The organism is Arthrobacter sp. C152 (assembly GCF_054890965.1).
Genome location: NZ_JBTZSU010000045.1, coordinates 1 through 19,560 on the forward strand (window position 1 = coordinate 1; position 19,560 = coordinate 19,560).

17 protein-coding genes, 1 tRNA gene and 1 pseudogene are annotated in these 19,560 nt (G+C 65.9%); 9 read left to right on the plus strand and 10 right to left on the minus strand.

The genetic code is table 11. The annotated features are described in order from the left end of the window. Positions 1-67: 67 nt before the first annotated feature. Positions 68-196 (plus strand): annotated as a pseudogene (locus ACYSM9_RS19710) (LacI family DNA-binding transcriptional regulator); the annotation flags it as partial. Positions 197-313: 117 nt separating this feature from the next. After that, positions 314-772, plus strand: coding sequence for a type II 3-dehydroquinate dehydratase (gene aroQ, locus ACYSM9_RS19715; protein ID WP_461858662.1), 459 nt, complete (start codon positions 314-316; stop codon positions 770-772). Between the two features lie 4 nt (positions 773-776). Here the strand turns inward: aroQ and ACYSM9_RS19720 are convergent, their stop codons facing one another. Continuing rightward, a complete protein-coding gene (locus ACYSM9_RS19720) occupies positions 777-1,961 on the minus strand; it encodes a MarP family serine protease (protein WP_461858641.1) in 1,185 nt (394 codons plus the stop codon). 197 nt (positions 1,962-2,158) lie between these two features. Between ACYSM9_RS19720 and ACYSM9_RS19725 the strand changes: the two genes are divergently transcribed. Next, the gene (locus ACYSM9_RS19725; RefSeq protein ID WP_013602309.1) at positions 2,159-2,836 is read left to right on the plus strand and encodes a Crp/Fnr family transcriptional regulator; all 678 of its coding nucleotides are present in this window, start codon (positions 2,159-2,161) and stop codon (positions 2,834-2,836) included. 56 nt (positions 2,837-2,892) lie between these two features. Here the strand turns inward: ACYSM9_RS19725 and arfA are convergent, their stop codons facing one another. The 8 genes from arfA to ACYSM9_RS19765 all read right to left on the minus strand — a co-directional run bounded on the left by arfA (position 2,893) and on the right by ACYSM9_RS19765 (position 10,591). Beyond that, complete coding sequence (arfA, locus tag ACYSM9_RS19730) at positions 2,893-4,431, minus strand: arabinosylfuranosidase ArfA (RefSeq protein ID WP_461858642.1); 1,539 nt, start codon at positions 4,429-4,431, stop codon at positions 2,893-2,895. A gap of 53 nt (positions 4,432-4,484) precedes the next feature. Continuing rightward, complete coding sequence (locus ACYSM9_RS19735; protein ID WP_461858643.1) at positions 4,485-5,381, minus strand: carbohydrate ABC transporter permease; 897 nt, start codon at positions 5,379-5,381, stop codon at positions 4,485-4,487. Positions 5,382-5,383: 2 nt separating this feature from the next. After that, positions 5,384-6,358, minus strand: coding sequence for a carbohydrate ABC transporter permease (locus ACYSM9_RS19740; RefSeq protein WP_461858644.1), 975 nt, complete (start codon positions 6,356-6,358; stop codon positions 5,384-5,386). A 26-nt stretch (positions 6,359-6,384) separates the two neighbouring features. Then, positions 6,385-7,719: an extracellular solute-binding protein gene (locus ACYSM9_RS19745; RefSeq protein ID WP_461858645.1), complete on the minus strand. Its 1,335-nt coding sequence runs from the start codon at positions 7,717-7,719 to the stop codon at positions 6,385-6,387. 194 nt (positions 7,720-7,913) lie between these two features. Further along, positions 7,914-8,915: a LacI family DNA-binding transcriptional regulator gene (locus ACYSM9_RS19750; protein ID WP_461858646.1), complete on the minus strand. Its 1,002-nt coding sequence runs from the start codon at positions 8,913-8,915 to the stop codon at positions 7,914-7,916. Between the two features lie 58 nt (positions 8,916-8,973). Further along, the gene (locus ACYSM9_RS19755; RefSeq protein ID WP_461858647.1) at positions 8,974-9,885 is read right to left on the minus strand and encodes an NUDIX hydrolase; all 912 of its coding nucleotides are present in this window, start codon (positions 9,883-9,885) and stop codon (positions 8,974-8,976) included. A 15-nt stretch (positions 9,886-9,900) separates the two neighbouring features. Then, positions 9,901-10,434 (minus strand): RidA family protein, encoded by a 534-nt coding sequence (locus ACYSM9_RS19760; RefSeq protein WP_461858648.1) that lies wholly within the window; start codon positions 10,432-10,434, stop codon positions 9,901-9,903. A 1-nt stretch (position 10,435) separates the two neighbouring features. Beyond that, entirely contained in the window at positions 10,436-10,591 is a 156-nt protein-coding gene (locus ACYSM9_RS19765) for a DUF4177 domain-containing protein (protein WP_009359196.1), read from the minus strand. A 37-nt stretch (positions 10,592-10,628) separates the two neighbouring features. On the opposite strand from ACYSM9_RS19765, the gene ACYSM9_RS19770 reads away from it, so the two are divergent. The 5 genes from ACYSM9_RS19770 to ACYSM9_RS19790 all read left to right on the plus strand — a co-directional run bounded on the left by ACYSM9_RS19770 (position 10,629) and on the right by ACYSM9_RS19790 (position 17,819). Continuing rightward, positions 10,629-12,929 carry a transglycosylase domain-containing protein gene (locus tag ACYSM9_RS19770; RefSeq protein WP_461858649.1) on the plus strand — a complete coding sequence of 767 codons (2,301 nt, stop codon included), beginning with the start codon at positions 10,629-10,631 and terminating at the stop codon, positions 12,927-12,929. A 6-nt stretch (positions 12,930-12,935) separates the two neighbouring features. Continuing rightward, positions 12,936-13,880, plus strand: a complete 945-nt coding sequence (locus tag ACYSM9_RS19775; protein WP_461858650.1) for a metallophosphoesterase — start codon at positions 12,936-12,938, stop codon at positions 13,878-13,880. Positions 13,881-14,014: 134 nt separating this feature from the next. Further along, the gene (locus ACYSM9_RS19780; protein ID WP_461858651.1) at positions 14,015-15,823 is read left to right on the plus strand and encodes an ABC transporter ATP-binding protein; all 1,809 of its coding nucleotides are present in this window, start codon (positions 14,015-14,017) and stop codon (positions 15,821-15,823) included. Then, positions 15,820-17,646 (plus strand): ABC transporter ATP-binding protein, encoded by a 1,827-nt coding sequence (locus ACYSM9_RS19785; RefSeq protein WP_461858652.1) that lies wholly within the window; start codon positions 15,820-15,822, stop codon positions 17,644-17,646. Before ACYSM9_RS19780 ends, ACYSM9_RS19785 begins: the two co-directional genes overlap by 4 nt. Positions 17,647-17,742: 96 nt before the next feature. Next, positions 17,743-17,819 (plus strand) — tRNA-Pro (locus tag ACYSM9_RS19790). Positions 17,820-17,946: 127 nt separating this feature from the next. Here the strand turns inward: ACYSM9_RS19790 and ACYSM9_RS19795 are convergent. Then, entirely contained in the window at positions 17,947-18,165 is a 219-nt protein-coding gene (locus ACYSM9_RS19795) for a hypothetical protein (protein ID WP_461858653.1), read from the minus strand. A gap of 126 nt (positions 18,166-18,291) precedes the next feature. Between ACYSM9_RS19795 and ACYSM9_RS19800 the strand changes: the two genes are divergently transcribed. Beyond that, on the plus strand, positions 18,292-19,557 hold the full coding sequence (locus ACYSM9_RS19800; protein WP_461858654.1) for a helix-turn-helix domain-containing protein: 1,266 nt from the start codon (positions 18,292-18,294) through the stop codon (positions 19,555-19,557). Positions 19,558-19,560 lie beyond the last annotated feature (3 nt).

A 19,560-nucleotide genomic window follows, 5' to 3' on the forward strand; every position in this document is an offset into this window, starting at 1 on the left:
CGACCAGATGTGCGAAGACCACTGGCGCTGGCAGAAAAACAACCCCAACGGCTACAAGAAGTAGGAAATGGCGGCAAGCATCAGGGATGTTGCGACGGTCGCAGACGTGTCCACCGCCACCGTTTCGCGTGCCCTACGCGGACTTCCGCGGGTGTCACTTGCCACCCGGCGGAAAGTTGAAGCCGCCGCCTCGGAACTGGGCTACGTGGCCTCCGCGGCAGCTTCGGAACTCGCACGGGCAAGGAACCAGCCGCCCGGGATGCCCCTGCGTAAAAATGCGCGGCAGATCTATCCGGGCGATAGATTGGCATCCATGACTGAACCCACCACCGCAGCGCGCCGCGGCACCATCCTGGTAATCAACGGACCCAACCTTAACCTGCTGGGTACCCGGGAACCGGAGAAGTACGGCACGTCCACCCTCGCCGACGTTGAGCAGCTGGCCGCTTCCGCCGCAGAAAAGCACGGTTTCGTGGTGGAATGCGTCCAGTCCAACCACGAGGGCATCCTGTTGGACACCATCCACGGCGCCCGGGAAAACGCGGCCGGGATCGTCATCAACGCGGGCGCCTTCACGCACACCTCTGTGGCACTGCGTGACGCCCTCGCAGCCGTGCAGCTGCCCGCCGTCGAGGTCCACATCACCAACGTCCACCAGCGCGAGGAATTCCGGCACCACTCCTACCTGTCGCCGGTGTGCTCAGCGGTGATCGTCGGCGCGGGGGTCACCGGGTACCGGCTGGCAATCGACTACCTGGCCGGCGTCCTCTAGGCAGCTACTTTTGGATGCACTGCCCGGAGGAGACCGCTGCGGACAGCGCCGGGGCCTGCGCGGCGACCGGGTTCAGGTCATTCATGGTGATGGCGAACCCCACCTCCGCGTCGGAGGTGGCCTTGGCAAAGATCACGCCGGCCACCTTGCCCTCCGTGGTTAGTAGCGGGCCGCCGGAATTTCCAGGCTGCACGTCGCCGGCCAGCCGGTAGATGTCCTCCGGGGCAGGGCTGTTGCCATAGATGTCCGGGACCAGCACCGTGGCGATGTCCTGCACGGTGGCGGGCTTGGACTGGAACGGCCCACCGTGCGGGTAGCCGGCGAACGCGGCCTGGCTGCCGCCGGGCAGGTCGGCGCTCAGCGGCAGCGGCTGCGACGGCAGGTTGTCCACGGCCAGGACCGCGAGATCGTGCCGGGTGTCGAAGTAGACCACGCGCCCTGGCATGGCCCCGCCGTCGGGCATTTCCACCACGGGCTGCGGGACCCCGGCAACCACGTGCGCGTTGGTGACCACCCGGTCCTCGGACACCACGAAGCCGGTGCCGGTCTGGTTCTGGCCGCACTCGTAGGCGGTGCCCGCAATCCGCAGGACCGACTGCGCGGCCTTGTTCAGGGCGGGGGTATTGGTGCTGGTGTTGGGCACCGGCACGGTCTGGCCCTGGTCGAGACCTTCGATCAGGGTGGGGATCCCGTTGCCGATCACGGTGGACCGAAGTTCGGCCATGGTGGCCTTGACCGGGGTGGGGGTCAGGCCGTCGATGAAGCGGATCACCTTGGACTCGGCCAGCTGCTGGGAGATGACCGGCACGCCCAGGGAACTGATGCTGAACGCGAGCATGGACATGACCAGCGCGGAGACCACCAGGTTCAGTGCGCCGCCCACCAGCCTGTCCACCGCCCGCAGCGGCCCGATGCGCACCACACCGCGCAATTGCCGCCCCACCATGGTGCCCAGGCCGTGTCCGAGTGCCATCAGGACGACGGCGGCCGCGATGATGGCGGTCAGCCTCCAGCCGGAGTCCTCGACGAAGCCGCTGACAAGGGGAACGGCGAAGAAGGCGGCGACAGCGCCCGCGGCAAAGCCCACGAGCCCGCCCACCGTGACCAGGAACCCGTTGCGGAGGCCGTAGATCAGGTATGACAGCAGCGCCAGGATCAGGATCAGGTCCAGGACAGTCAGGCCGACCACAAAGGCTCCTTATTAAACAGTTGAACCCCCATTCTATCGGCGCACACTGACAAACCCCTGTGCGCCCGCGCACCCGGCCGGAGGGCCCTCTTCCGGCTTCCTTCAGGCGTTTCGGCTGCCAAGTTCGTCACAGAACCTTGAAAATTCTGAAACAATGGCACAAGCGCCACAGCCGATACTTTTACTCAGGAGATTTCATGGACATCGAGGTACTGCGCCGAGCACCCCTTTTCGCCACGCTCGACGACGACGCATTCCGTCTGCTGACGGACGAGCTCACCGAGGTGGACCTTTCCCGCGGCGCATCGGTGTTCCGCGAGGGCGACCAGGGTGACCAGCTCTACTTCATCGTCTCCGGCAAGGTGAAGCTCGGCCGCACCTCCCCCGACGGCCGCGAATCCCTCCTGGCCATCCTCGGTCCGGGCGAACTGTTCGGCGAGATGGCCCTGTTCGACCCCAGCCCGCGCACCGCCACCGCCACCGCGGTGTCCGAAACCCGGCTGGCAGGGCTCAAGAACGAGAGCCTGAACACCCTGCTGCGCACCCGCCCCGAGGTCTCGGCCCAGCTGCTGCAGGCCCTGGCCCGCCGCCTGCGCCGCACCAACGATTCCCTCTCCGACCTGGTCTTCTCCGACGTCCCGGGCCGCGTGGCGAAGGCGCTGCTGGACCTCGCCGACCGTTTCGGCCGCCCGGCAACCGACGGCGTCCTGGTGGCGCACGAGCTCACCCAGGAGGAACTCGCCCAGCTGGTGGGCGCTTCCCGCGAAACCGTCAACAAGGCCTTGGCCGAATTCGTCCAGCGCGGCTGGCTCCGCCTCGAGGCCCGCGCCGTCGTCATCCTGGACATGCAGCGCCTCCGCCAGCGTTCCCGCTAGCACGCCAACAAAAAGGCCGCCCCGAGGGGCGGCCTTTTTACTTGCCTTGGCAAGGATCAGTTCTTCACCACGTCCAGTTCGACGACGGCCCATGACAGGGCAGGCAGGCTGAGCCGCAGCTCGGACCCGCTCGCCTTCGCTCCATCCAGCGGCTTCAGGCCCACCCGGTCCGGACTCTCCTGCGAGTTGATCGTGAAGCGGTCGCCGCCGTCAGGGATTTCCAGGACTTCCGCCCGGAGCACGCGTCGGGCGTCGAAGCCGCGCAGGGCGACTTCCACGTCCGATGCCTCCTCCAGGCCGCGGTTGGCGAGGAACAGTGCCACGCGCCCCGTTTCCTCGTTCCAGGTAGCGCTGACGTCCACGAGGTCGGTGTCGCCGAACCGGGCGTTGCCGTACTTGTCCGAATCGACGGAGAGCCGGAGGATCTGCCCCTTCGCAAGCTCAGCCATGCGGGCGAACGGGTGAAAGATGGTCTGCCGCCAGGCCGGGCCGTTCTCCTCGCTGAAGATCGGGGCGATCACGTTGACCAGCTGGGCCTGGTTGGCGATCTTGACCCGGTCCCCGTGGCGGAGCAGCGAGTTGAGCAGGGTGCCAACGACGACGGCGTCCGTCACGTTGTACTTGTCCTCGATAACGCGGGGGTGCTCGCGCCAGCCCGCCTTGGCCACGTTCTGCGGCTGGTCCTCTGTGTCCCGGCCACGCTGGTACCAGACGTTCCATTCGTCGAAGGAGAGGTTGATGTGCTTCTTGTGCTTGCCCTTGGCGCGCACGGCATCGGCGGTGGCAATCACCGATTCGATGAAGTAGTCGGTGTCCACGGCGCTGGCGAGGAAGCTGCCGACGTCGCCGTCGCGCTCCTGGTAGTAGGCGTGCAGCGAGACGTAGTCGACCTCTTCGTAGGCGTGGGTCAGCACCGTCTGCTCCCAGGCGCCGAACGTCGGCATGCCCGAGTTTGAGCTTCCGCAGGCCACCAGTTCGATGCCGGGATCCACGAACCGCATGGCCTTGGCTGCTTCCTGGGCCAGCCGGCCGTACTCCTCGGCCGTTTTGTGGCCAATCTGCCAGGGCCCGTCCATTTCGTTGCCGAGGCACCAGAGCTTGATGTCGAACGGGTCCTTGTGGCCGTTTTTGGCCCGCAGGTCCGAAAGCCGCGTGCCGCCGGGGTGGTTGGCGTATTCGACGATGGCGCGTGCGGCGTCCACCCCGCGGGTTCCGAGGTTGATGGCCTCCATGATCTCGGTGCCGGCCTGGCGGGACCAGTCCACGAACTCGTGGAGGCCGAAGGCATTGGTCTCCACGGTGTGCCAGGCGCCGTCGAGCCGGCGCGGCCGGTCCTGCCGGGGACCGATGCCGTCCTCCCAGTCGTAGCCGGAGACGAAGTTGCCGCCGGGATAGCGGACCACGGTGGCGCCGAGTTCCTTGACGAGCTTGAGGACGTCCTGGCGGAAACCGTTCTCATCGGCCTCCGGGTGGCCCGGTTCATAGATGCCGGTGTAGACGCAGCGGCCCATGTGCTCCACGAAGGAGCCGAACAGCCGGCGCGGCACTTCACCCATGGTGAAGTCGCGGTCGAGGGTGATTCTGGCGCGGGACATAGGGGATCTCTCCTTGGTTGTACTGCAGGCAGGTGGAAGGCGAAGCTCCGGCGTCAGGTGCCGGCGAGTCCCGTCGTGGCAACGCCCTTAATGATCTGGCGCTGGAAGAACAGGAACAGCAGGATCAGGGGCAGTGCCGCGAGCAGCGCCGACGCCATGTTTTGCGCGTATTGGATGCCGTAGGCGCTCTTGATGGTCTGCAGCCCGACGGGGAGGGTCAGGATGGATCCGTCGTTGGTGGCGATGAAGGGCCAGAGGAAGTTGTTCCAGGCGCCGATGAACACGAAGATGGCAACCGCGGCCATGATGGGGCGGGACAGCGGCAGGACCACCTGGAGGAAGATCCGCATGCGGCTGGCGCCGTCCATGACGGCGGCCTCTTCGAGTTCGCGCGGAATCTGGTCGAAGAACTTCTTGAGGACGAACACCATGGCGGGGTGGATGACCTGCGGCAGGATGATGGCCCAGGACGTATCGATCATGTGCAGCGCCACCATCTGGTAGAACAGCGGGATGATCAGCACCGGCGGCGGAACGATGATGGAGGCGATAATCACCGTCATCAGGACCTTCTTGCCCCGGAACTCGATGCGGGACAGGGCGTAGGCCACGAGCGCGGAAATGACCAGGGTGATCATGGTGATGGCCGCCGACGTGTAGAGGGAATTCCAGGTCCAGAGCGGGATGTTGCCGTCCTGGAATACCTTGATGAAGGCATCAGCGGTAAAGCCCGACGGCGGGATCCAGGTGATCTTCGGGGAGGCGGCGTCCGTCTCGCTCTTGAAGGCGGTGACGGTTGCCCAGGCGAAGGGCACCAGCCAGAGGACGGCCACGAGCGCGGCGACGGCCAGGACGAGCACCCGGCCGGGTGCCATCGTGCGGCGCGGTGTGCGGCGGGCTGCGGGACCGGCGGTGGATGCAACGGGGCGGGCGAGGGTTTCAGTTGCCATGGCTATGCGCTCCTGCGGCGGGTGATGAAGAACTGGATAACGGAGACGGCCACGATCAGTCCAAAGAAGATGTAGGAGATGGCCGCGGAGTAGCCCAGCCGGTAGCCGGTGAACCCCGTTTCGAAGATGTACTGCACCACCGGCCGGGTGGCACCACCGGGGCCGCCCGCCGTCATTTGGTAGACCTGGTCGAAGATTTTGAGTGACGCCAGGACCTGGAGGAGCACGATCATCACGGTGGTCGGTGCCAGCTGCGGCAAGGTAATCGAGAAGAACTGCCGCCAGGCACCGGCGCCATCCAGTGAGGCCGCTTCATAATGCTGGGACGGGATGTTTTGCATGGCAGCCAGGTAGAGCAGGAAGTTGAAGCCCACGGTCCACCACAGTGTCGCGATGACGATGGCCCACATCGCCACGCCCGGGTCGTTCAGCCAGGCCACCTTCGGCAGCCCGATCTTCGTCAGCGCGTCGTTGATCAGGCCCAGCTGCGGGTTGTACATCCAGGTGAAGAACAGGGATACGACCGTCGACGCCAGCAGGTACGGGGCAAAGTAGGAAAGCCGCCACAGCCATTGCGCCGGCAGCCCCACATTGAGCAGGGCCGCCATGACCAGGGCCACGACCACCAGCGGGACAGTGCTGATGACGGTGAAATAGAGGGTGTTTCCCAGCGAATGCCACATGTCGGGGTCCGCCAGGGCCTCGGCGTAGTTGGCGAGGCCGATGATGCTGTCATTGGCGCCGGTGAGCGACTTGCCGGTCAGGCTCATGTACAGGCCATAAAGGAGCGGCCAAACGAGGAAGACCAGGAAGAACACCAGGAACGGCGCGGCGAAGGCCCAGCCGTTGACGTTGTCCCGGCTGCGCTGGGCCTGCGCGGAGGCGGGCAGCGCCGGGGTGGACGGCCGACGACGGGACAGGCCGGGGAACGAACCGGCCCGCCCCTCCCTGTCTTGCGATGTAGCTACGGAACTCATTCGTGACTCCTATGTCGCTGGGCGGTTCAGACCGGGTTGGGCCGGGAAAGGAGGGTGTTGGTGCGCCGGACGAAGGCTTCCCAGCCGTCAGCTGCCTTGTCGCGGCCCAGGAGCACGTTCTGAACGGTCTCCGCGAAGTACGTCTGCCAGTCCGAGCCGGACCCGCTGAACCACGATTCGGGATCGTAGGCGATGATCTCGGCGGCGCTGGCATAGTGGATCTGCGGCGTCAGGTCCCGGTAGGCCTGGGACTGGACCACCGGCTGGTAGGCGGGGATATGTCCGGCCTCGGCCCAGGACAAGGATCCCTTGAGGATGTCGCTCACGAACTTGTAGACGTCCCGCCGCTTGGCGTCGTCGGCGTTCAGCTGGCGGGGAAGCACGAAGGAATGCGAGTCGGCGTAGGACGCCGGGGTTCCGTAAAGCGTGGGGATCGTGGCCGCGTCAACGGGCAGTCCGGCCTTCTTGAAGGTGGGAAGTTCCCAGACCCCGCTGAACAGCATGCCTGAACCTCCGCGGGCGAACTCCGCGATGCCCGTGCTGATGTCCCCGCTCTGCGCGGCGATGGTGTCGTCGAACAGCGACCGCATGAACTCCAAGGACTCCACAGCAGCCTCGCCATCAGCAACCATCGGCTTCCCGGGAGTCAGCTCCATGTCCGCCCCGTGCTGCTTGTAGAGCGTGTAGAAAAGGCGCCACATCTGGGAACCGCTGCCTAGGTAGCCGAAGGACAGGCCGTGGGATTGGGTCACTTTCTGCATCTCCCTGGCCATGCTGATGAATTCCTGGGGGGACGACGCCTCCTGCAGCAGCCCGTTGCCGGCCAGCAGTCCCGCCTTCCCGGCCACGTCCCGGTTGTAGAACATCACGAAGGGGTGGGAGTCCAGGGCGATGGAAAAGACTTCCCTGTTGTGCTGGCTCTTGTCCCAGATCCTTGGCGCGAAGCTTTGGTCCGTGACGCCGAACTCAGACAGCAGGTCCAGGTCCCACGGGTCAATCAGGCCCCCCGGCGCATATCCGGGGACCCTGCTGGCGTGCATGATGGCCAGCTGCGGCGGACGGCCGCCAGCCGATGCCATGGCCAGTTTGGTGTAGTAGGGCGGCCCCCAGGCAAGGACTGTCGGGTGCACCTTGAAGCCGGGATTCCCCTCGTTCGCCTTGCTGATCATGTTCTGCATCTTGATGCCGTCGCCGCCGGACAAGAGGTGCCAGAACTCTATGTTCCTGACGGCTGCTGCCGATGCGGCGCCGCCGCACCCGGTGAGGCCTGCCGCGGCAAGGACACCGCCCAGGGCGGCAGTTCCTGCCAGTAGTTGTCGCCGGGACACTTGCTTTCCGGCGGGAAAATCAAACTGCTTCACCCGTCACTCCTTTGGATGGGTCCGCTGAAAGTCATTCCTGCGCCACGGAGCCCAGCCGGAACGGGAGCTGCTGCTTCTGCCTGATCAAGTGGCCGGTGTGACGCAGGACTCACATTACATCGATGTAATGACCAGCACAATGAAAATTTGTTAGCGTTCACCAACTGAGGGGACAGTCTTGTTTCCGGTGCCGTTCACGTCCCGGTGCTGTCGCGTTCCACCACGGCGTAATCGATGGCGACGACCCGCTGCGGTCCCTCGCGGTCCCGCATGCGCTCAGTCAGCAGCCGCAGGGCTTCGCTGGCAACCTTGCGTTTGTCGAAGGCAATAGTGGTGAGCGACGGCACGGCATATTGGCCGTCGGCGATGTCGTCGAAGCCCGCCACAGCGATGTCCCCGGGGACCGTGATGCCCCGTTTCCAGAGCACGCTCAGGGCGCCGATCGCCATGGAGTCCGTGAAGCAGAAGAGCGCCTCCGGCAATGGGCGGGAGTCGAGATACGCGGAAAGTGCCTTGGCCGCCGTGTCCGGGCTCCACTTTTCGCACGGGATCACCAGCGAGGCATCGAAGTCAATGCCCAGCTGCTCCAGCGCGGCCTGGTAGCCGCGGGTGCGCAGGATCGCTGCCGCGGAGCCCCGGCCTTCGGCGGCACCCAGCACCGCGATCCGCCGCCTGCCGGTCCGGGCAAGGGCCAGGGTCATATCCCGCGCAGCGGCCACGCTGTCCACCCACACGCGGTCCGCCAGCTTTTGGGACACCTCCCCCAGCAGTACGACCGGGGGAAGGGACACCCCCACCTTGACGGCACTCTCATCCAGGACCACGGGGTTGAGGATCAGCCCGTCAATCAGGTTGGACCGCGCCCGCGACATCAGGTCGTATTCGCGGCCCGGGTCAGATCCCGTTTCCTCGATCTGGACGCTCCACCCCTGTTCATGCGCCACCTCGACCACGCAGTGGGCGATCTCCGCGGAATAGGGTGTCGCCAGGTCCGGCAGCGCGAGGGCGATGACTCCGGACCTGCCATTGCGCAGTCCACGGGCAGAAAGATTGGGGACATAGTCCAGTTCCGCCATTGCCTGCTCAACCCTGAGCCGCGTAGGACCGCTGACGGGAACTATGCCGTTCATGACGTTCGAGACCGTCTTGGGTGAAACCCCGGCGAGGCGCGCTACATCCTTGACAGTTGCGCGCAAAGGCGCCCCCTAGCTCCCGGTGTTGCTTTAGTGACGATGGTACTGCGCTGTTGGCGCGTCAGCGTTCCCGCTGGGGGTCCCCCGCGACCGTCTTCGCGGCCTCGACCTCGAGCAGGAGCCTGCCGTCCTCTTCCACCAGGTTGGGCTGGTAGACGTGCGGTTTGCGTTTGTAGCTCAGGTAGGCGATGCAGCCATTGGCTGCCGCCATCTTTTCGAGCATGATCTCGGAGCCTGGTACCAGCAGTTCGCCCAGGGTGCGGCCCACGGTGTTTTCCTGGCCGGCTTCGTCGCCGAGGGCGGTGGTGTCCCGCTCCTGGACCACCTGCCCGGCGTTGACCCAGCGGCCCCAGACGCCCTTGCCTTCAAGCAGCGAGGGTTCCTGGCCCATGGGGAGGGTGGCGGCGAAGTAGCGGGTGTCGAACCGGCGGTGCGCGAAGTCCGGGCTTCGCCAGTTGACCAGTGATTTGAGCAGGTCGGTACGCAGCGAAAGGCCGCGCTTCTCCAGCACCTGGGCCAGGGTCTTCTCCTGGTCCGCCACGGCCACGCGGGCACGCATCCACTCGGACGTCGAGGTGGCTTCGACCGTACTGGACATGTCCGGGCCGGCCAGCAGCACCCCCGTCTCCTCGAAGAGCTCCCGGATGGCGCCCACCACGTGGCGCCGCGCCAGCCCGACGTCGTCCGTTCCCATCTGCTCAGCCCAATGCTGCGGCGACGGGCCCAGCCAGCCCATGGGCTCGTCGTCGGCCGCGTCCAGCGAGCCGCCCGGGAAGGCGAGGACACCCAGCGGCGAGGAGCCGGGCCGGTAGCCCAGCCAGGTCTCCAGGCCGGTAGGCGAATCGCGCAGCAGGACAACGGATGAGGCGTAGCGCGCGGCCCGGGGGGTCCGCTCGCCGTGTTCGAGCCAGCTTTGCGCTGCCCCTTCAAGATCCTGGGGAAGTGCGAAAAGGCGTCGTGCGAGGTGAGGCAAGGGAGGTGTCCGGTCCTAGCTGAATTCGGCGATCAGCTCGACCTCTACGGGAGAGTCGAGCGGAAGAACGGCAACGCCGACGGCGGAACGTGCGTGCTGCCCCGCGTCACCCAGCACGCGGCCCAGCAGTTCCGAGGCGCCGTTGACGACGGCCGGCTGGCCGGTGAACGACGGGTCCGAGGCCACGAATCCCACCACCTTGACGATGCGGGTGATGCGGTCCAGGTCCCCGATAACACTCTTCACGGCGGCCAGCGCGTTCACGGCGCAGACGGCGGCGTACTTCTGGGCATCTTCCGGGGAAACGGTGGGCTCGTCGGCGAAGCCCTCGGTGCCGGCCGAAACCTTGCCGGTAGCTTCGAGTTTGCCGTTAATAAACGGCAGCTGGCCGGAGGTGTACACCTGGTTCCCGGAGATGACGGCAGGGACGTACGCGGCCACCGGGGCGGCAACGCCGGGAAGGGCGAGTCCAAGTTCCGCGAGGCGCTGCTCGACGGCGGACGCGGGCGCCGTCGAGGCGCTCGACTGGGCTTCTGCGGGGGTGGTCATACTACTGCTTCTCCCTCTTGAGGTAGGCGACAAGGCCGTTGCCGTCAGGTCCTGGGACTACCTGGACGAGTTCCCAGCCGTCCTCTCCCCACTGATCCAGGATCTGCTTTGTGGCGTGAATAATGAGCGGAATCGTCGCGTACTCCCATTTGGTCATGAAAGAAAGACTAGTCCTTGCCGGTAAAGTGGAAAACATGGCGACTCGCAACAACCCCTTATTCGACACTGCCACCACACTGGGTAAGATCCTTGTCTTCCTTGGCGTGAGCGCTGTCTGCGGTGTCCTGGTAGCGGGCCTGTTGGTTCCGGCCGCGGCTGTCTCCGGCAGCGCGGCCAGCGGTTCCATCCAGTTCTTCGACTCCCTCCCCGCAGAACTCAAGGTCGATCCGCCCAGCCAGACCACCCGGATCCTGGCAGCGGACGGGAGCGAGATCGCCAGTGTCTACACCGAAAACCGCACCAAGGTGCCGCTGGACCAGATCTCCCCGAACATGAAGAACGCCATCATCGCCGTGGAGGACAGCCGGTTCTACGACCACGGCGGCGTGGACACCACGGGCATCCTCCGCGCCCTGGTCGCCACCGCGCGCGGCAACAAACAGGGTGCGTCGACCATCACCCAGCAGTACGTGAACAACGTCCTCAACGCCAACCTCGCCGCTGCCGGCGAGGAGGACCAGATCAAGCTCAACGGCGTCAACAAGGGCGTGGGCGACAAACTCCGGGAAATGAAGCTGGCCATCGCGCTGGAGAAGGAATTCAGCAAGGACCAGATCCTTGAGGGTTACCTCAACATCGTCTTCTTCAACCGGGACGCGTACGGCATCGAGGCCGCCTCCCGCTACTTCTTCAGCACCACGGCCAAGGACCTGACCCTGCCGCAGGCTGCACTGCTGGCCGGCCTCGTCAACAGCCCCTCCGCGTTCGATCCCATCACCAACCCTGAGAAGTCCAAGCAGCGCCGCGACCTGGTGCTGGGACTGATGCTGAACCAGGGCAAGATCACCCAGGCAGAACACGACGCCGCCGTCGCCACCCCCGTGGAACCAAAGGTGACCCAGCCCAAGCAGGGCTGCGCCTACGCGGCCTCCGCGCCGTACTTCTGCGACTACATCCTGCACCTGCTGGAGAACAACCCGGCCTATGGCGCGGATGTGAAGGAGCGCCAGCGCCTGATCTACGGCGGCGGCCTGACCATCACCACCACCCTGGACCCCAAGGCCCAGGCGACAGCCCAGGAGCAGGCCGATGCCGCCGCCGGCGCCAACCCCGATAAATGGGGCGCCTCGCTGGTGTCAGTGCAACCAGGCACGGGCAAGATCATCTCGATGGCCCAGAACACCTCGTTCCTGGCCGGCGCGGGTGGCTTCAATTCCCAGCTGAACTTCAACGTGGACAAGCTGGATAAGGACGGCAGCGACCTCAACGGCATCGGGGGCTTCCAGCCGGGTTCCACCATGAAGCCCTTCACGTTCGCGGAGTGGCTCAATGAGGGCAAGACCATGAACACGGTGGTGAACGCCGCCCAGCGCGTCTACCCGCTGAACTACCCGTGGCGCAACACCTGCGGCAAGGTCAACGGTGCGTACAACACGGCACAGAAGGGCCTGGGCGCGGCGGACGACCTGCAGAACGCCGAGCCGCAGTGGTACCGGCCGCTGACGGTCCTTGAGGGCCTCTACAACTCCATCAACACGGTGACCTTCGCGTCCGCGGCCCAGCTGGACTTCTGCGGCATCCAGAAGATCGTCGACGCAGTGGGGCTGCACAGCGGCCTGCCCTCGGCGGACGGCAGCGAGCCGAACCCCAAGATCGACATGATGACGTTGGGCAACCTCCTGGGTTCCACCCAGACCTCCCCGCTGACCATGGCCAGCGCGTTCGCCACGTTCGCCAATGACGGAAAGTACTGCGAACCGATCGCCATCACCTCCGTCACCGACGCCACCGGCAAGCAGCTGCCGGCCCAGTCCAGCAGCTGCCGCGACGCCATCAAGCCGGAGGTTGCCCGCGGCGTCAACTACGCCCTGCAGGAAGTGCTGAACAGGGGTTCGGGCTCGCTGATCCAGCCCCGGATCTCCACGAAGACCAACTTCCCCATCGGCGCCAAGACCGGTACGTCCAACAACAACGGTTCCACCTGGGTGGTTGGCCACACCACCGGCCTGGCCACCGCGGCCTGGTTCGGTGACCCCTTGGGAGGCCAGAGCCGTGCGGGCCAGAACATCACCGTCAACGGGAAGTTCTACCAGGGCATCGACGGCTACATGATCGCGGGGCCGATGTTCTCCAATTACATGGCCAAGATCGCACCGGCCTTCGGCACCAACCCGTTCCCCGCGCCGCCGAGCAACATGGTCAGCGGAACCACCAGTTCCGCGCCGACCAAGGCAACGACGCAGGCCACCCAGGCCCCGGCGGCACCGGCAACCCAGGCACCTGCCACCCAGGCCCCGGCCCCGAGCAAGCCCGGCAACGGCAATGGGAACGGCTAAGCGTCCATGAGCACCAACACCCTCGCAGGCCGCGTCCGTTCCATCGGGCGCGGCTTTGCCGTCGGCGCGGGAGCGGGAGCCGCCGCAGGAATGGCCGCCTTCGGTTACGGACTGTGGGAGAAGAACCAGTTCGTGCTCCGCGAGGAAACACTGGCGATCCTGCCTCCCGGCCGGGCACCCTTCCGGATCCTGCACTTGAGCGACATCCACTTCGTCCCGGGGCAGCGGAAAAAAGCCGACTGGCTCGGGTCCCTCGCCGACCTCCGGCCCGACCTGGTGGTCAACACGGGCGACAACATGAGCCACCTCAAGGCTGTGGATCCGGTGCTGGAGGCGCTCCGCCCGCTGCTGCAGTTCCCCGGCGTCTTTGTCCCGGGGTCCAACGACTACTTCGCCCCCAGCCCGAAGAACCCCGCGGCCTACCTCCTCGGCCCTTCGAAGGTGAAGCCGAAACCGACGCCCCTGGACTGGCCGCGCCTGCGCTCAGCCTTCGGCATGGCCGGCTGGGTGGACCTGACCAACCGCCACCAGTCCCTGGTGCTCAACGGCATGCGCTTCGATTTCTCCGGCGTCGACGATCCCCACCTGAACCGGGAACGGTACGCCGGCTGGCCCCGGGGAACCGTCAACCAGGATTCGAACGACCACCTCCGGATCGCCGTCATCCACGCCCCCTACCAGCGGGTGCTGGACCACTTCACCGAAAGCGGCGCAGACCTCCTGCTGGCCGGCCACACGCACGGCGGCCAGCTGTGCATCCCGGGCTACGGGGCCGTCGTCGCCAACTGCGACCTCCCCACCTGGCGCGCGAAGGGCCTTAATGACTGGTCCAGCAACGGAAGCACGACGCCGGTCAATGTCTCGGGCGGCATCGGCACCTCGCGTTTCGCGCCGGTGCGCATCGCGTGCAAACCCGAAGCGGTCCTGCTCACGCTCACGCCGCGCAGCTAAGCCCCCACATTACGGTCTGCAATAAGTGGGCAAGGATGGGAGCCTGTCCCCCGTTCCTGTGAATCGTCTCACGCGATGGCATAGGGTAGTTGCTAGAGGAAACTACATTCGTTTGAGAGCTTGAGAAGCGGGCAATGGCCAAGCAGACTCCCTTTTTCACATCAATTCGCCGGCTCTACCCCCATGTGCGGCCCATCATCCCCCGGCTGCTGCTTGGACTCCTCTGCGCACTCCTGGCCAGCATCGTTGCCCTGGCCATCCCCCAGGTCCTGCGGATCCTGGTCAACACGGCCCTGCAGCCCGGCGGCTCCGCCGGGACCGTCTGGGTTTCGGCCGGCGTCATCCTCATCCTGGGCATCGCCGAAGCCGGCCTGGTGGCGCTGCGCCGGCAGTTCGTCATCAACCCGGCCACCACAGTGGAAACCCGGATGCGGGTGTCCCTCTACGACCACCTGCAGGACCTGACCGTCTCCTTCCACGACCGCTGGGGCTCCGGGCAGCTCCTGTCCCGGGCCATGACGGACCTGAACTTCCTGCGCCGCTGGATGGCGTTTGGCGCCATCATGCTGGTGGTTACCACCCTGACGGTGATCATCGGCATCGTCGCCATGTTCTCAATGAGCTGGCAGCTGGCCCTGATCTTCCTCGCGGCGGCCGTCCCGATCACCATCAACAGCTTCCGGTTCCGGACCCGTTTCAGCAAGGTCGCCCGGCGCAGCCAGGACCAGGCCGGAGACCTGGCCACCACAGTGGAGGAATCGGTCCAAGGTATCCGCGTCCTCAAGGCCTTCGGCCGGAGCCGGGAAGCCCTGGAGAGCTTCAACGAACAGGCCGAGGAGCTGCGGCAGACGGAAATCGCGAAAGCCCGGCACCAGGCCACCTTCACCATGGTGGTCACCCTGCTGCCCGAACTCGCACTGGGTGCCGCCCTGGTGGTGGGCGTCATGCTGTGCGCGGGCGGCCAGCTGAGCATCGGGGCCCTGGTTGCTTTCTTCGCCACGGCGGCGGTCATAGCGTCCCCGGTCGAGTTCTCCGGCATGCTGCTGGCCATGGCACTCACCGCCAAGACCGCCGTCGACCGGCATTACGAGGTGATGGACACCCGCAACACCATCACCAGCCCCGCCGAGCCACGCAGCCCGGCCCTTCCGGCCGGGGCGCTGCGCTTCCGCGACGCAGCCTTCGCCTTCGACGATGCCCCGGACAAGCCCATCCTCCAGGACATCAACCTCGACATCCTGCCGGGTGAGACCATGGCCCTGGTGGGCATCACCGGGAGCGGCAAGAGCGCCCTGATCCAACTGGTGCCGCGCCTGTATGACGTCACCGCGGGGGCCATCAGCATCGACGGCATCGACGTCCGGGACTTCGACGTGGAGGAACTGCGCCGGACAGTGGCGGTGGCCTTCGAAGACACCACACTGTTCTCCAGTTCCGTCCGGGACAACGTCTTGCTCGGCGCCCCGGCCCGCAGCGACGAGGTCCTGGACGAAGCCCTCGACGTTGCACAGGCACACTTCGCGTACTCGCTGCCGCAGGGCGTGGACACCCTGATCGGCGAGGAAGGCCTGAGCCTTTCCGGCGGCCAGCGCCAGCGTATTGCCCTGGCGCGGGCCATCGCCGCCCGCCCCCGGGTGCTCGTGCTTGATGATCCCCTGTCCGCCCTGGACGTCCACACCGAGGAACTGGTGGAGGCGCGCCTCCGTGAGGTGCTCAGGGACACCACAACCCTGATCGTCGCCCACCGGCCCTCCACGGTGGCCCTCGCCGACCGGGTGGCGCTGCTGGAGGACGGGCGGATCGCCGACGTCGGAACACACACCGAACTGCTGGCCCGCAACCCCCACTACCGGCATGTCATCGCCAGCCTGGACCGGGAGCCGCGGGACCTGGACTCGGAACTGTCCGCGCTCGAAGACCATGCAGAGGAAGTGACACGATGAGCACGGCCACGTTCGGCACCGCGAACGAAGACAACGCCCACCTCAGCAGGACTGAGAGCAGGGCCGTCCGACGGCGGTCGCTTGCCTTGCTGGCGTCGCTGATCCGTCCGGTGCGGATACGGTTCTGGTTGACCGTCGCGATGGTCGTCCTCTCCCAGGCCGCACGCGTGGCCGGCCCGGCTTTGATCGCATTCGGGATCGACCATGCCCTGCCGGCCCTGCAGGCAGGGGACAACCTGCCCCTGGTCTTCACCGGCGCCGCCTACCTGCTCGCCGCCATCGCGACGGCGGGACTCACCGCCCTGTACGTCACCTCCACGGCGCGGCTCAGCCAGGCCATGCTGCTGGACCTGCGGGTGCGGGTGTTCCGGCACACCCAGCGGCTGAGCCTGGAATTCCACGAAAAGTACACCTCAGGCCGGATCATCGCCCGGCAGACCTCGGACCTGGAGGCCCTGCGCGAACTCCTGGATTCAGGCGTCAGTTCACTGGCCTCGGGGATCCTGTTCATGGCTTTCACCGCCGCCACCATTTTTGTCCTGGACTGGCGCAGCGGCCTGCTGGTCCTGGCCGCGGGGGTGCCCATGTTCTTCCTGGCGCGCTGGTACCAGAAGCACTCGCAGATCGCGTTCCGCGAATCCCGGGTGGTCTCCGCCCGGCTGATCGTCCACTTCGTCGAGACCATGACCGGCATCCGCGCCGTGAAGGCATTCCGCAAGGAACGGGAGAACTCACAGACCTACGGGCAGCTTGCCGAGGACTACCGCCGCGTTACCGTGCGCTCCATCAACCTCAACGGCATCTTCCAGCCGGGCCTGGTGCTCATCGGCAACGTGTGCGTGGCCGTGGTGCTCCTGACGGGCGGCTTCCGGGTGCTCACCGGCGACCTGGCCGTGGGTGTGCTGCTGGCGCTGATCCTATCCACCAAGCGTTTCTTCCAGCCGGTGGACCAGATGGCCATGTTCTATAACTCGTTCCAGAGCGCCCAGGCGGCCCTCGAAAAGGTCTCCGGGCTCCTGGAAGAGGTGCCCACGGTACGGCCGCCCAAAACCTCGGTGCCCCTGCCGGACGCCACCGGAGACATCGACTTCAGGGATGTCGAATTCCGTTACGCGGACGGGCCGGTGGTGGTTCCGCGCCTGAATCTGCACATCCCGGCCGGACAGACCGTGGCCCTGGTGGGCCAGACCGGCGCCGGCAAATCCACGCTCGCCAAGCTGATCGCCCGCTTCTACGACGTCACCTCGGGAACAATCACCCTGGATGGGGTGGACCTGCGCGACCTCGCCACGACCGACCTGCGGCGGAACATTGTCATGGTCACCCAGGAAGCCTTCCTCTTCAGCGGCTCCGTGGCGGACAACATCGCCCTGGGCCGGCCGGAGGCCACACGTGCCGAGATCGAGGACGCAGCCAAGGCGGTGGGTGCGCACGAGTTCATCCTTCAACTCCCCGAAGGCTACGACACCGACGTCAACAAGCGCGGCGGCCGCGTATCCTCCGGGCAGCGGCAGTTGATCAGCTTTGCCCGGGCTTTCCTCGCCCGGCCGGCGGTGCTGATCCTCGATGAGGCAACATCGTCCCTGGACATCCCCTCCGAACGCCTGGTGCAGGCCGGCCTGGCCCGGCTGCTTGCCGGAACGGAGGCTTCGCGCAGGACCGCGCTGATCATCGCCCACCGGCTTTCCACCGTGGAAACGGCGGACCGGGTCCTCGTGGTGCACGACGGCCGGATCGTGGAGGACGGCACCCCGCAGGACCTCATCGGTGGCGGCGGACGCTTCGCCGACCTGCACGGGGCATGGAAGGATTCGCTGGTCTGAACCCCGGGCCTGGAACATCCCGGCCGCGGCGACCGCCAGGATTTCGCATCGGGGCCCCGGATCGGCTATCCTTGTAAAGTTGCTTTTGCAGCGGATCGGGATGTAGCGCAGCTTGGTAGCGCGCTTCGTTCGGGACGAAGAGGTCGCAGGTTCAAATCCTGTCATCCCGACCATTACGAAAAGAGGGTCTCCTTGCGGAGGCCCTCTTTTTTATTGCGATCCGGTCACGGCGGACAAACAGGACAGCCCCGGAGCTGTTGCTCCGGGGCTGTCCATCGCCTCCTGTTGTCGAGGAAGCTGTTATGCGGGGTCGGGCCAGTTGCCGATGTAGGTGGTGTAGGTGGTATCGGTGCTCTTGTCCTTCTTCACCTTTGTGGAGGCGGGGTCAGGCCAGTTTCCGATAGCTACCGACGTACCCGAATTATCGGCGATGGAACCTGCAGACAGGACGGCCGGAGCCGCCGCGGAAAAAGCCAGGGCCCCAGCCAAGGCGGCCGCGGTTGCGATCTTCTTCAACATATAAGTTCCTCAATACGAGTCGGATTCGTTACAAAGCCAGCACTGTCCTTGTTGACACACATTGTAAAATATTTTCCACAGGGGCTGTCAAGCATTCGGCCCCAGCTGTCCAGAAGGAGGAAACGCGTGGGCAACGGATTCGGAGAAAAGCTCCGGGCGGAGCGCCTTGAGCGTGGACTGACACAGGCCGAACTGGGCAAGGACCTGTATTCACCCAGCTACATCTCGCTGCTTGAAACGGGCCGTCGGGAACCGACGGCCGAAGTGATCGAAGAACTGGCACGGAGGCTGGAGCTGGCACCCAAGGCACTGGAGGCTTGGAGCCAGCCCATTTCCGTGAGCGACGCCGAGTACGTTCTGGCAGGGCTGTACGCGCGGCAGGCATGGGACCTGCGCGACTATCCCCTGGCCGCGAGCCATGCCGCGGCCGCCGCACAGATAGCGCTCGACGGCAAGAACACCAGCGCCTGGTGGAACATGACATACATGCAGGCTGAATGCCTCATGAAGCAGGGTGACCTGCAGGAGTGCCGGAAAATCATCGAGCGCCTCCTCGAACACCCGATGGCCACGGAGTCCGTGGGCCTTGGCGTCCGGGCACGGCAGATGCTGGCAGCGGTATGCCACGGCCAGGGGCAACTCTCGGTCGCTGTCGAGCACGCGCTGGAAGCTGTCAAGCTCTCTGTCAACCTGCCCCGTGGCTCCACCGTGGCCATCGGGGCGCACCGCATCCTGATTGGTGCCCTGGCCGAAAGTGGCCGGCTGGATGAGGCCTGGAAGTACTGCCAGGCGCTGCTTGAGCAGGTGGACGAGCACGCCATGTCACAGCTCGCGGGCGAAGTCGCCTGGGTGATCGGCAACGTGGCGTTCATGCGGCATGACTACGCAGAAGGCGTGAAGCACCATGAGCGGGCAGCCCGGCTGCTCTCCCCTGCCAACGACATCGAACTGTGGGCGCGCTTCAACAAGGCCTCCGCCGCGGTCCGGCTGTCCTCGGGCATCGTGGAGCCGGAGACGCTCTCGGCCATTGAGCGCGCGGAACTTGCCTTCTCCATCGTCGGAGGAACCAAGAGCGATGAGCTGGAGGTCGCTTTCATCCGCGCCCGCTGGCTGTACCTGACCGGGGACATCGTGGCCGCCGTCGAAAAGCTGCGGGAAATCCATGCCGAACGCAACGCCCTCGGCAAGCACACGGCCGGCGAGGTGTCGCTCCTGCTCGGAAAGTCGCTGAAGGCCTCGGGAGAAACCGACGAAGCCCTGGTGCACCTTGAGGAAGCCCAGAAGGCCTTCGCTGCCGCCGGTGCCCAGGACCGGGTCCAGCAGGCGCTGGATGCGATTCTGGAAATCAAGCTCGCCCAGCGGCGCGCCGCCGCGGCCGCGCAAGCCAGCTAGGCA

Bases quoted from the DNA above. Each gene is read 5' to 3' on its own strand.
- aroQ (WP_461858662.1), top strand. From the start codon at position 314: ATGACTGAACCCACCACCGCAGCGCGCCGCGGCACCATCCTGGTAATC.
- ACYSM9_RS19725 (WP_013602309.1), top strand. From the start codon at position 2,159: ATGGACATCGAGGTACTGCGCCGAGCACCCCTTTTCGCCACGCTCGAC.
- arfA (WP_461858642.1), bottom strand. From the start codon at position 4,431: ATGTCCCGCGCCAGAATCACCCTCGACCGCGACTTCACCATGGGTGAA.
- ACYSM9_RS19735 (WP_461858643.1), bottom strand. From the start codon at position 5,381: ATGGCAACTGAAACCCTCGCCCGCCCCGTTGCATCCACCGCCGGTCCC.
- ACYSM9_RS19740 (WP_461858644.1), bottom strand. From the start codon at position 6,358: ATGAGTTCCGTAGCTACATCGCAAGACAGGGAGGGGCGGGCCGGTTCG.
- ACYSM9_RS19760 (WP_461858648.1), bottom strand. From the start codon at position 10,434: ATGACCACCCCCGCAGAAGCCCAGTCGAGCGCCTCGACGGCGCCCGCG.
- ACYSM9_RS19765 (WP_009359196.1), bottom strand. From the start codon at position 10,591: ATGACCAAATGGGAGTACGCGACGATTCCGCTCATTATTCACGCCACA.
- ACYSM9_RS19770 (WP_461858649.1), top strand. From the start codon at position 10,629: ATGGCGACTCGCAACAACCCCTTATTCGACACTGCCACCACACTGGGT.
- ACYSM9_RS19775 (WP_461858650.1), top strand. From the start codon at position 12,936: ATGAGCACCAACACCCTCGCAGGCCGCGTCCGTTCCATCGGGCGCGGC.
- ACYSM9_RS19780 (WP_461858651.1), top strand. From the start codon at position 14,015: ATGGCCAAGCAGACTCCCTTTTTCACATCAATTCGCCGGCTCTACCCC.
- ACYSM9_RS19785 (WP_461858652.1), top strand. From the start codon at position 15,820: ATGAGCACGGCCACGTTCGGCACCGCGAACGAAGACAACGCCCACCTC.
- ACYSM9_RS19795 (WP_461858653.1), bottom strand. From the start codon at position 18,165: ATGTTGAAGAAGATCGCAACCGCGGCCGCCTTGGCTGGGGCCCTGGCT.